This window comes from Secundilactobacillus silagincola, from assembly GCF_002583405.1.
Classification (GTDB): domain Bacteria; phylum Bacillota; class Bacilli; order Lactobacillales; family Lactobacillaceae; genus Secundilactobacillus; species Secundilactobacillus silagincola.
Genome location: NZ_BCMJ01000009.1, coordinates 60,299 through 72,334, shown reverse-complemented (window position 1 = coordinate 72,334; position 12,036 = coordinate 60,299). Strand labels below are relative to the sequence as shown.

10 protein-coding genes and 1 rRNA gene are annotated in these 12,036 nt (G+C 43.0%); all 11 read right to left on the bottom strand.

Annotation, left to right across the window (positions count from 1 at the left end):
- Positions 1-197 (bottom strand): 16S ribosomal RNA (locus CES82_RS10050); the annotation flags it as partial.
- 614 nt (positions 198-811) lie between these two features.
- Positions 812-2,284, bottom strand: coding sequence for a lysine--tRNA ligase (lysS, locus tag CES82_RS10045; RefSeq protein WP_098825954.1), 1,473 nt, complete (start codon positions 2,282-2,284; stop codon positions 812-814).
- A 112-nt stretch (positions 2,285-2,396) separates the two neighbouring features.
- A complete protein-coding gene (gene dusB, locus CES82_RS10040) occupies positions 2,397-3,392 on the bottom strand; it encodes a tRNA dihydrouridine synthase DusB (protein ID WP_098825945.1) in 996 nt (331 codons plus the stop codon).
- A 93-nt stretch (positions 3,393-3,485) separates the two neighbouring features.
- Positions 3,486-4,364, bottom strand: a complete 879-nt coding sequence (hslO, locus tag CES82_RS10035) for an Hsp33 family molecular chaperone HslO (protein WP_098825943.1) — start codon at positions 4,362-4,364, stop codon at positions 3,486-3,488.
- Positions 4,365-4,617: 253 nt separating this feature from the next.
- Positions 4,618-6,777 carry an ATP-dependent zinc metalloprotease FtsH gene (ftsH, locus tag CES82_RS10030; protein ID WP_098825941.1) on the bottom strand — a complete coding sequence of 720 codons (2,160 nt, stop codon included), beginning with the start codon at positions 6,775-6,777 and terminating at the stop codon, positions 4,618-4,620.
- Positions 6,778-6,920: 143 nt separating this feature from the next.
- Positions 6,921-7,460 carry a hypoxanthine phosphoribosyltransferase gene (hpt, locus tag CES82_RS10025; protein ID WP_098825939.1) on the bottom strand — a complete coding sequence of 180 codons (540 nt, stop codon included), beginning with the start codon at positions 7,458-7,460 and terminating at the stop codon, positions 6,921-6,923.
- Positions 7,461-7,473: 13 nt separating this feature from the next.
- Positions 7,474-8,835 (bottom strand): tRNA lysidine(34) synthetase TilS, encoded by a 1,362-nt coding sequence (gene tilS / locus CES82_RS10020; protein ID WP_180245725.1) that lies wholly within the window; start codon positions 8,833-8,835, stop codon positions 7,474-7,476.
- Positions 8,836-8,926: 91 nt separating this feature from the next.
- Positions 8,927-9,442, bottom strand: coding sequence for a S1 domain-containing RNA-binding protein (locus CES82_RS10015; protein WP_098825935.1), 516 nt, complete (start codon positions 9,440-9,442; stop codon positions 8,927-8,929).
- Between the two features lie 170 nt (positions 9,443-9,612).
- Entirely contained in the window at positions 9,613-9,999 is a 387-nt protein-coding gene (locus CES82_RS10010) for an FtsB family cell division protein (protein WP_098825933.1), read from the bottom strand.
- Positions 10,000-10,162: 163 nt separating this feature from the next.
- Positions 10,163-10,435, bottom strand: a complete 273-nt coding sequence (locus CES82_RS10005) for an RNA-binding S4 domain-containing protein (RefSeq protein ID WP_098825931.1) — start codon at positions 10,433-10,435, stop codon at positions 10,163-10,165.
- A 15-nt stretch (positions 10,436-10,450) separates the two neighbouring features.
- Entirely contained in the window at positions 10,451-12,031 is a 1,581-nt protein-coding gene (locus tag CES82_RS10000; RefSeq protein ID WP_098825929.1) for a polysaccharide biosynthesis protein, read from the bottom strand.
- Positions 12,032-12,036: the final 5 nt, after the last annotated feature.

Here is a 12,036-nt window from a genome sequence, read left to right as displayed (position 1 = left end):
TTATACGGTATTAGCACCTGTTTCCAAGTGTTATCCCCTGCTTCCGGGCAGGTTACCCACGTGTTACTCACCAGTTCGCCACTCATCCAATGCTAAAAATCAGTGCAAGCACTTCAATTCAGCGGGATGCGTTCGACTTGCATGTATTAGGCACGCCGCCAGCGTTCGTCCTGAGCCAGGATCAAACTCTCAATTTATGATTGTTTGTGACTCATTAATATTACTAGCGAAATTGACTTCGCAAATTACATTTGATATCAACCGAAATTGATATGCCCTGCACATTTGTGAAACAAAACTTTGTTCAGTTTTCAAAGGTCTACATTGATTGCTCATTGCCTTTCGACAACTATTAAATCATATCATGTTGGCTTGTATCTTGTCAACGTTTTTTTATAACTTATTTGAATAGATATTCAAATGTGTTAGTTGTCGCAGACGTTATCTCTTTGACAACGATAACTACTATACCAGCTATCTAAAGCAAGGTCAACACCCAAATGCAACTTTTTTAAAAAATCGCCTATGTTTTGTCTAAACACCGTTTAAAGGCTGATTTTTTCAATTAAAAACGCCTACCTGATTAATTCACTGACTCTTTCTCAACTATGAGGCTTTGGCCTTCCTAACCGAAAACTCTAACTGCATTTATATAGAAAACTTCAATCTATATATTGGCATCTACCAACTTCAATAATGACTAGCTAAGCCCATTTACGCACGAGAATACGTAAAAGAAAAGGCCTGACCACGAGCGTCATTATACTCGCAGTCAAACCATTTTTCTAATCTATTATCTCAATTAAGTCTACTATTCTTCTGGACGCATTGTTGGGAACAATAATACATCCCGAATTGATTCAGCATCCGTCAACAACATGACTAACCGATCAATTCCAATGCCGAGTCCCCCAGTAGGCGGCATACCGTATTCCAAAGCTTCAATAAAGTCTTCATCGATACCCTCAGCTTCATCATTACCTTCAGCACGTTCCTTAACCTGTGCCTCAAATCGCTGACGCTGATCGATTGGATCATTAAGTTCAGTAAAGGCGTTCGCAAATTCATTGCCAACAATATAGAGCTCAAATCGATCAGTAAAGCGTGGGTCGTCTGGGTTCTTCTTAGCTAACGGCGAAATTTCAACAGGATGACCGTACACAAATGTTGGCTGATCCAGTTTTGGCTGTACCAGTTCCTCAAAGAACGCATTAATAATATGTCCAACTGCCCAGTAGTCTTCATAGTGAATACCATGGTCATCAGCTAATTTACGGGCTTCTTCGACACTCATTTTTGGCCAAAAGTCCACGCCGGTATATTGCTTGATTGCATCTACCATGTGGATCCGTGCAAAGTCCTTCTTCAAATCAATCTCGTTGCCTTGATAAGTAATCACACCATCATCTGTTACTGCTTTAGCAGCTGCCTTAATAATGCCTTCAGTTTCGTTCATCACATCGTGAAAATCGAAGTAGGCAACATAAGTTTCAAGCATGGTGAATTCAGGATTATGCCGAGTGTCCATTCCTTCATTCCGGAAAACACGTCCAATCTCGTAGACACGCTCCATACCCCCGACAATCAGGCGCTTCAAGTGCAATTCCAACGCAATTCGCAGGTATAAATCAATGTCTAACGCGTTATGGTGCGTAATAAATGGCCGTGCATTAGCACCACCAGCCTGATTATGCAAAACGGGTGTTTCAACTTCCAGAAAATCATTGCCATCTAAATAACTACGAATAGCAGTGATGATTTTACTCCGCTTCTTAAACCGGTCAAAGCTCTCCGGATTAGAAATCAAATCCAAATAACGTTGACGATAAATTTGTTCCTTGTTCTGCAAACCATGAAACTTATCTGGTAATGGCCGCAAAGCTTTTGAAAGGAACGTTAATTTAGTAGCCCGAATGGTCAGTTCGCCCATATCAGTCTTGATGATGTCACCTTCGATACCAAGGTGATCCCCAATATCAGAACGCTTGAAAATGTGATAGACTTCGTCGCCTAGAATATCTTTACGGACGTAAATCTGCATTTTACCGGTGCGGTCTTGTAAATCAGCAAAACCAACTTTACCCTTACCACGTTTAGAAACCATCCGACCCGCAATGATCGCAGTCATATGCAAATCATTGAGCTCGTCCTTATCATCGTCACCGAACTCCTCATGCAATTGAGCTGCTAAGTAGGTTCTTTCGAATCGATGACCAAAAGGATCAATTCCTTCTTCACGTAGTTCGTTCATCTTCTCGCGACGAACTCGTAGTTGGTCATTCATTTCTTTATCTTTTCCAGCCACACTAATACCTCCATCTTATAATAACTAGTCCGCTATTAATTTTGACAACCCTCAATAAAAAAAGCAAGCTCTTTTGCCTGCTTTTTTCAAATTATCGCCCATTAACGGGTAATGCTGCTAATTTTTCTAAAAACGCATCGAAAATATCGTTCATTTCCTGTTCTGACTCAGCACTGTTCAACGCCGCCTTAGTCCGAGCAGAATGTGAAATCCCCTTTAAGTAATATGCCGCTTGTCCACGAAATTCACGAGGACCCACATATTCACCTTTCAATTCAACTAACCGGTGTAAATGTTCCTTAGCTGTCTGAATCTTCTTTTCTGGGGTTGGTTCCGGTAATAACTCGCCGGTTGCTAAATAATGCTCAGTTTGGCGCAGCATCCAAGGATTACCCATTGCAGCACGGCCAATCATCACGGCGTCAGCACCAGTATGATCCAACATCCGCTTAGCATCCTCTGCTGATCTAACGTCACCATTACCCATAAATGGAATGGTTAATTGATCGGCAACTTCCTTTAAAATATCCCAGTCAGCGTGCCCTTGATACAATTGCTTCCGAGTCCGGCCATGCATCGCCAAAGCTGAAGCCCCAGCACGTTCAGCTGCCAAAGCATTCTCTACGGCATAGATATGCTTGTCATCCCAGCCAGTTCTCATCTTAACCGTCACCGGTTTCTTAACTGCATCAGTGACATAAGACACCATTTCATAAACCTTATTAGGATCCAGCAACCACTTTGCACCAGCATCGGTCTTAACGACTTTATTCACTGGACAACCCATGTTGATGTCAATGATATCAGCGGCCGTATTTTGATCAACAAACTTTGCAGCTTGCACTAAGGTTTCCTTAGTACCACCAAAAATCTGGATACTCATTGGGTGCTCGCTGGCATCAACAAACATCATATCCAAGGTTTTTTGATTATGATACATAATGCCACGGTCCGAGATCATTTCACAGACCACAAGTCCTGCACCAAATTCTTTACAAATGACCCGAAAAGCTGAGTTAGTTACCCCAGCCATGGGTGCGACAACGACTTGATTTGCTATTTTAACGTCGCCAATTTGCCATTCCATATGCTCACCTCTAAAATTTTACTCTCTAACTTAATTTCTGCGTTAGCTATCATAGCACATTCTGGTAACGACTGGCTACTAACAACAGGTTAATTACATTGTTGCTAAAATTGCTTTCAATTCATCTTCACTAAATTCATACTTGTTCTTACAAAAATGGCAGACGGTTTCAGCATGGTGGTCTTCATTAATAATTTGTTCCAACTGCTTTTTAGAAATACTTGCCAATGCCTTGCTAAACTGTGCTTTTGAACAGTCACACTTAAATGAAACCGGCATCTTATCCAGAATTTTGACGTTTTCTTCGCCAAATAACAAGTTCAACATATCCTCTGGTTTTTGCCCATCAAGTAGCAGTTCAGAAACCATTGGAACTTCCTTGAGCCGCTTTTCAAGATGACTAATCGCTTCATCCTTGGCACCAGGCATGACCTGTACTAGGAAGCCACCAGCAACCTTGATACTATTGTCATCATTAACAAAGACTGACACACCAACAGCTGAAGGAATCTGTTCGGACTGTGCCAAATAATAAGTAAAGTCGTCACCAATTTCACCAGAAGCCAATGGTACTTGCCCGGTATACGGCTTGTCTAACCCAAGATCCTTCGTCACTGAAAGTGAACCTTCAACACCAACAGCTTTCGCCACATCGATTTTATGAAACTTGTTTAGTGGCAAATTCACGTGAGGATTCTGTAAATAACCTTTAACAGTCCCGTTAGCATTCCCATCAACAACGATACCGCCGACTGGACCGCCACCGTTGATCCGTACAGTTAAAGTATCATCCCCCTTTAAGACTGAAGATGACAGCATTAAAGTGGCAATGAGAGTCCTGCCAAGGGCGGCAGAAGCAGCGGACCACGTATCGTGTCGTTGCTGAGCTTCGCGAACTAATTCGGTTGCATCGACGGCATAAGCGCGGAATTGACCGTCGTCAACAACGCTTTTAAGTAAATAATCTGACATAGTGTCCTCCTAAAAGAATTTCTAGAGTAGTATAACACAAGGTGCGGAAGCTGACGATTAGAGAGCGGAATGTATGGCGCTTCCGGCAAAAATCCCGAACTTGGATTTATGTCGGAAGTGACTTACATGTAGCTCTCTGTCAGTTGGAGCCCAATTAAGCTACGTTAAATTAACCAGCTAAATACACATCAAATTCATCCCATTTTAACCTCACAAAAAAGCGCAAGCCCACGGCCTGCGCTTTTCATCAACTCTAATTCTCACCATCATCCGAATGATCAGATTGATCATCAGTATGCTGTTGGTTAGAATCACCCTTATCAGAATTAGTCTGAGTTGGGTTTTGATCACTATCTGAATCAGACTGAGGAGCATCTGAAGTTTCAGTAGCGTCTTCTTTGTTTTCATTCTTCGCCAGAATCTTAGCTTGACGTTCTGCTTCACGCCGTTCAAGTTCACGTTTAGATTGTTCAAAGGTGGCAGCCTTCTCACTTGGAAATTCACTGTCATTCTTTTTATCTGGCATTTGACCAGTGTTATAGAGACTGAGAATTTGCTTTTCATCCAACGTTTCATACTTCAACAGTGCTTCAGCAATGATTTTATGCTGTTCACGATGTTCTGAAAGAATCTTTCGAGCAGTTTCGTGAGCTTCATTGGTCAAACGACGAACTTCTTCATCAATGGCTGCAGCAGTCGCCTGTGAATAAGATGGTGCTTGTCCATAAGCAGCTGCTTCTTGGCTGTTAGCACTCTCTAAGGCAACCGTCCCAAGCTTCTCACTCATCCCATACTGGGTAACCATTGCACGGGCAATTTGAGTTGCCTGTTCAAAGTCGTTTGAAGCGCCAGACGATTCAGAATGGAAGATCAGCTCTTCAGCTGTCCGACCACCCATAAGGCCTGCCATTTGTTCCTTGGCGTCCCGCTTGCTCATGAGCATTTGATCCTCACGAGGAAGCATGATAGCGTATCCGCCAGCACGGCCACGAGGAACGATGGTAACCTTATGGACAACCCGTGCGTCGTTTAAGACTAACCCAACGATAGTATGCCCGGCTTCATGATAAGCAACGGTTTCCCGTTCCTTCTTGCTGATAACCCGATTACGCTTAGCTGGTCCAGCAATGACACGGTCTTCAGCTTCATCAATATCAGAAGCATCGATTTGCGTCTTGTTGCGACGAGCAGCTAACAACGCACCTTCGTTCAGCAGGTTTTCCAGATCAGCACCAACAAATCCTGGGGTTTGCTTAGCGATTTCCTTTAAATCAACATCATTAGCCAAAGGTTTATTGCGTGAATGAACCTTTAAAATAGCTTCACGTCCGTTGACATCTGGACGACCAACTAGGATCTTCCGGTCGAAACGACCTGGACGAAGCAACGCTGGATCCAAAACATCAGAACGGTTAGTGGCAGCCATAACGATAACACCTTCGTTACCAGTAAAACCATCCATTTCAACCAGTAACTGGTTAAGGGTTTGTTCACGTTCATCGTGACCGCCACCCATACCAGCACCACGTTGACGACCAACGGCATCGATTTCATCAATGAAGATGATGGAAGGCGCGTTCTTCTTAGCTTGATCGAACAAGTCACGGACACGGCTAGCACCAACCCCGACGAACATTTCAACGAAATCAGAACCGGAGATTGAGTAGAACGGCACACCAGCTTCACCGGCAACCGCTTTAGCAAGTAAGGTTTTACCAGTACCAGGAGGCCCCTCTAGTAACACACCAGATGGGATCCGGGCGCCTAACGAAACGAACTTGCGCGGATCTTTCAGGAACTCGACAACTTCGACCAGTTCCTGCTTTTCTTCTTCTTCACCAGCAACATCAGTAAAGCGAACTTTATTTTCTTTACTGTCAGTTGGTTTCGCTTTGGATTTACCAAAGTTCATGACTTTGCCATTCCCGCCACCTTGGCCGGCCTGACCCATCATCATGTAGAAGAAGAAAATGAACGCGAGAAGAGGCAATACGTAAACTAGTAAGTTTACCCAGAAGCCACTGGACTCTTCAGGCTTGGTATTCATCTTAACGTTATGATCCCTAGCATAACGCGTTACTTCACTGACACTGGAGTTGTTTTGCAACATGGCAGTGCTGAAGTTTGTAACCTTAGAGCTGGTGTTGCCACCAAGGGTAAAACCAGTCTGGGTCTTAGCCTTTTGCGCTTTTCGATACTCACCGGTAACTTTGTAGACGCCACCAGATGGTTGAACGGAAAAGTTCTTAACGTTGTTATCTTTTAGTTGTTGGATGAACTCGCTTGATTGAATATCTTGGGATTGCGAGCTTGAGTTATTTCCTTGAAAGAAGTAAATAACACCCATGACCAACAAGAAGATCACAATGTAGAAAAGACTATTTCGAAAAAGCCCATTTCTTCGATTGTTCATTTAGTGCCTCCTTACTTCGATTCCCTGTTTATTGGGAACGAAACTGAGGGACGATTCCCCCCGTTGATAAAAATTATACTATCACATTTGACCTTATTTGACTAATGTTTTATTCGGAAATTTGACCTTTTTTGACCAATCTTTTAATTAGCGTAAACTTCCGGTTTTAAAACCCCAACGTAAGGTAGATTTCGGTAATATTCAACGTAATCAAGTCCATAGCCGACTAAGAACTCATTTGGCACATTAAAACCAACGTAATCAGCCTTCGCTTCAACTACTCGACCTTCAGGCTTATCCAAGAGCGTGCAGACTTTTAAAGATTTAGGATTCCGTTCAGATAACCGTTCCCGTAAATATGCCAACGTCCGGCCGCTATCTAAAATATCTTCGATCACTACTACGTCTCGACCGCTAATATCAGTATCAATATCGTGAACTAATGTTATCTCTCCGGTTGAAGCGGTACCACCATGATAACTGGACACATCAATAAAATCGATGTCTGCGAGAAAATCAAGTTCTCGTAACAGATCCGTCATAAAAAAAATAACACCTTTTAATACTCCGATGAACAGCGGTTTTTTACCCGCGTAATCTCTGGTAATGTCAGCTCCCAAACGTTGGCAAGCAGCTTTGATGTCATCTTGGCTGTATAAAACACGCTCGATATCGTTATTCATTAATTTTGCTCCTCTAGTCAGATTGTTTTAAAACCAGTTCGTAGTTAGGTTCAGTTAAATCACGCGTGCTGCGCTGCACCCCTATCAGCCACAAGACTTCGCCCGTGGCCGTCACAACTACCAGTTGCTGTGACCGTTTTGAGCGGGGGACTTTATGGTCAATCAAAATGCGTCGAACGGTCTTATGGCCGCCACCAATAAGGTTAATGCGGTCATCCGGCAAGGCCTGCCTAATTGATAACGGCAGTTCATTCGGCTTCAATTCAAGTGTCATGTGACATTTTTTCAAATGTTCGGTTGTTCGGGCTGGTTCAAGACGCGCTTGTAACCCCCGTGATAACTGAACCCACTGGTTAGATATTACCACAATTTTATCTGCTGGTTTGTGATTTTGGGGAACTTTTAATACTGATTTAATTGAAAAATGATCATAGGCTTTTTCGAAGACCTGGGAATGTGCTAAATTCACTTCACCATTTGGCTTTTCGTCATTATTTAGCAGCTGAGTGGCTTCCTCAACATACGAGGTCGTGATGGGCAGGTCCGCCAACTTAAAAACCGCCTTTAAAACTGCCTGCTGGTGAATCAACGCTAACTTTCGCCACCGCATAACACTATACGTGCCATCATCAAGATCACCGCGTACCTCCTGCAATAGTTCCTGGGTTCGCTCATCGGCCAACTGAATAGTTGCCGTCAACTGTGATGTATACGCCTGAACGTGCTCGAGAAAGGCGGGATTTTCCTGCTTAAGTAACGGAATTAACTGATGTCTAACACGATTACGAAAAACATCATCCACTTGATTTGTTTCATCCTCATACCAGGTTAAGTGTGACTGCTCTGCATAATTTTTAATCTGGGCCTTGCTGAAAGCCAGTAACGGTCTGATTAATTTACCAGTTTCAAAGGGTTGTTCAGGCAGAATACCTCGCAATTGCATCAGCTGGCCGCCACGAACCAGTTTCATCAGAACCGTTTCAGCCTGATCATCCGCATGGTGAGCTGTCAGCAAACAACTCGCATGATGTCGCTGCATCAGCTCAGCAAAAAAATCGTAGCGAAAGCGTCGGGCAGCCGCCTCCACCCCTGTCTGTGGGTGGTTTGCAACTGGCCATTGCGCTATTTCTAACTGAATGTGACGCTGATGGCAGTAATCCATCATGAATTGCTCCTCAATCTCACTTTGTTGACGTAATTGATGATTAACATGAGCAACCACTAATTTCGGTCGTACATTGACTGGTAACTGCTGCATTAAAGTAAGAAGTACCATCGAGTCAACCCCAGCCGATACTGCTACTATGACAGTTTGATTCGAGTCAAACCAGTTAGCCTGAATAACTATCGACTTAAACTGTTTTACAATATCCATCTTGTATTCCTCATCAATTAAAAAAAGAAGCATCCCTTACAAAACGGCTGCTTTGCAAACGGACGCTTCAGTTCAATTGTTGTCTGATAAATTAGCTACGACGGCCACCGCGGCCACCACGTTTCCCTTCAGTGTTACGCTTGAGGGTTGCTAGTCGGTCTTCACTTTCCTTCAGAAAGCCAGACATTAAATCATCGAAACTCTCCTTATGGTTCGAATTCGAGTGGTTGTTATTTCGGGAGTGTCCACCACCGTTGTTGCTATTACGATAATGACCGTTGCCACCACCGTGGTAATTGTTGTTATTTTCATGATGCTCGTGATTATTATGATGTTCATGTTCTGAACGGTGTTCCGAGTGGCCTTCAGGTTTATCCTGTGCCTTGCGAATTGATAATGCAATCTTGCCGTCATCACCAATATTCAGAACTTTCACCGTCACTTCGTCGCCAATGCTCAAAACATCATGAATATCTTTTACGAAACCATCTGAGACTTCGCTGATGTGGACTAATCCAGTTTTATGATCACCTAAATCAATGAACGCACCAAAATTTGTGATGCCTGAAACTTTACCAGCAACTTTTTCTCCAACCTCGATTGCCATAAACAAGAATTTCCTCCTTAAATTTGTATTAATAGTATAGCACATTTCTTGTCAAACAAGTCTGAACATGACACGGGATTTTAATCAAAATCTCATTTCAGTGTAAAAAATGAAGCTGCCCCCAAGCTCACACTTGAAACCAGCTTCACCGCAATCCCAATATAACTTTTTTACCTCGCCGTCACGTCATTTGCTTTGTCGTTAGGCAGACTGTAAATCGTCTCCCCTGCCTTAGCGAAATAATACTTCGAGCGAATGAGATTTTCTAAATAATCCTTGTTATTCAAGAGTTTGACATGTTCATTCAGATTCTGATGGGTCTGTTTCACCCGTGCAAGTTTTTGCTGCTGACGTGTAATTTGGACGTTAGTCTGGCTCATTATATTTTTAGCGTGCACAATTTGCACACCTAAAAAGAGAAAGGCAAGACAGAAAATGCCAATAATCATCAGTGCGCGTTTCTTACGTTTCTTACTCAGCACCACCTTATGCGTACTCTTCTTAACATCTCTTGTGTACTGATTATCAAGCTGTGTAACGTTCGATCGTGTCACCATCTTAACGCCCCCCACGTCAATATCCTTATAAGTGAAGTATATCAACGATATTATGGGTTGTCTATGAGATTTAAAGCGGATTCACGGAATGTCACAGAACTGTAATAGTATTTGTACGAAACCGCTCAGTCAAAGTGCAAAATGTAACGACCTCTGATGTGGTTTACTTGTTACGGTAATCTTTTTCGTAATCTTCACTAACTATCTTGAACATGTTTTCTGCATCTTGTTTCTTAGTCGTTTCCAGTAGCTGCAGAACCTGAACAGTTAACGTTTTATTACCGAATTTAATCACCAAAATATCGTTGGGGGCAACATCCGTAGATGATTTAGCCACCCGATCATTAATTGTAATCCGACCCTGATCGGCAATTTCTTTGGCAACAGTGCGCCGTTTGATAATTCGGGAAACTTTTAAGAATTTATCTAATCTCATTGTGAACCTCCGTGTTTATTTTTTAAGCCAACGTAGCCAGCGGTCAGCTTGGGGAAGCAGCAGCCACTCACGTAACGTTAGTAGTTTTAATTTTAAAGCGAGCAACATAAAAACCAGTACGCCTACTAAAACACCTAGTCCCGAATTAACGAGTGCCGTCATTCGCGGTGACCAGGTGGCAGTTAATAGACTGCCAAGTGGCATAACAACTCTTACTGCCAGTAACATAATGATTGAAATCAGAATCAATTTTAGTAAAAAGCCCTGTTTAAAAGCCATCAGCCGTTCTTTACGCAACTGCTGCATCAAAAAGCCGGCCATACATAGTAAGGCAAAAACGGTTATCCAACTAGCTCCAATTGCACCGAACCTAACAACTGCCCACTGGTTAAAACTAATTTTTACCAGTAAGCCAATGACTAGTCCTGCAATTGTCACTACAAACTGATTCAGACTTTGTAAAATACTGTTATCGATCATGATCAAAGTTGCAAAAATAATGCTTAAAACGTATACCGACAGCATCCCATTTCCCTGCTGATTACCGAATAACAAAACGTTTACTTCAGGCATTAAAGCAATCAACCCTATTGCAGCGGCAGTCGCAATCGTCACACTCATTCTAATCACGGTATTTGCCTGCCGGGCAAACTGCTGACGCGATCCATGATTGAGTGATTCTGTTAGCGATGGCAGTAACGAGGAGGAAAATGAAGTGGCAACCACTAATCCTAATTGCACTAAGGGCTGTCCACGGTCATATACCCCTTTAATTGATTTAGCAAGGAGCGGTGGCAGCCCCTGAATCATAAGGCCTCGCATAACGGTAAATGAGTCAACTAGTTGCAATAACACCATCATTGAGGCAAATAAGCTAATCGTGCCGCCTTCAATCAGCAGCCGTTTTGCTAGATGACCATAACTTTGGGCAGCGGGCTGATACGCTAATCTAAACACCTTCACTTGATGATGGCGAACATAAAACAGCATTACCAGCGTAGCAAAGATTGCCGCAATAGGCGCACTGCTCATCGCCCACGCTCCCATCCGGTAAACGTTCCATTGGTGCCTCATGGCCCAATAAGCTACAAACAGGATCACGGCCACTCGGACGGCCTGCTCGACCAGTTGAGAAAGTGCAGTGGGTCGCATATCATATTCACCTTGAAAATAGCCTCGGCTAATCGCTAAAAACGGTGAAAATAAAAACATCCAACTCACCGACCGAATAATCGGTGCCAAACCAGGATCGCCCATTGCACTGGCAATCGGTAACGAAAATGCCTGTAAGCCCAAAAATAAAATCAGTGAAAAACCAGCCAAAATCATAAAGATCCGTGAGACCAGCGTTAGTTTAGCCTCAGCCGTTTCGTTTTCAGCCACTAACTTTGAAATAAACATTGGTAAGCCGCTGAGTGCAAAAGTCATTCCGATACCATAGATCGGATAGATTTGCTGATAGACGTAAAAGCCTGTATTTCCAACCATGTTTTGGAAAGGAACCCGATAAACTGCACTCAAAATTTTGGCAATCAGTGATGCTACTGAAAGTAATAAAGCACCTTGCATCACCGTCTTCATTGTTTTACGTTGCATAGTCC

Coding starts and splice junctions, on each gene's coding strand:
- dusB (WP_098825945.1), bottom strand. CDS start 3,392: ATGGAATGGCAAATTGGCGACGTTAAAATAGCAAATCAAGTCGTTGTC.
- hpt (WP_098825939.1), bottom strand. CDS start 7,460: ATGAATAACGATATCGAGCGTGTTTTATACAGCCAAGATGACATCAAA.
- hslO (WP_098825943.1), bottom strand. CDS start 4,364: ATGTCAGATTATTTACTTAAAAGCGTTGTTGACGACGGTCAATTCCGC.
- CES82_RS10010 (WP_098825933.1), bottom strand. CDS start 9,999: ATGGTGACACGATCGAACGTTACACAGCTTGATAATCAGTACACAAGA.
- CES82_RS10000 (WP_098825929.1), bottom strand. CDS start 12,031: ATGCAACGTAAAACAATGAAGACGGTGATGCAAGGTGCTTTATTACTT.
- ftsH (WP_098825941.1), bottom strand. CDS start 6,777: ATGAACAATCGAAGAAATGGGCTTTTTCGAAATAGTCTTTTCTACATT.
- lysS (WP_098825954.1), bottom strand. CDS start 2,284: ATGAATGACCAACTACGAGTTCGTCGCGAGAAGATGAACGAACTACGT.
- CES82_RS10005 (WP_098825931.1), bottom strand. CDS start 10,435: ATGAGATTAGATAAATTCTTAAAAGTTTCCCGAATTATCAAACGGCGC.
- tilS (WP_180245725.1), bottom strand. CDS start 8,835: ATGGATATTGTAAAACAGTTTAAGTCGATAGTTATTCAGGCTAACTGG.
- CES82_RS10015 (WP_098825935.1), bottom strand. CDS start 9,442: ATGGCAATCGAGGTTGGAGAAAAAGTTGCTGGTAAAGTTTCAGGCATC.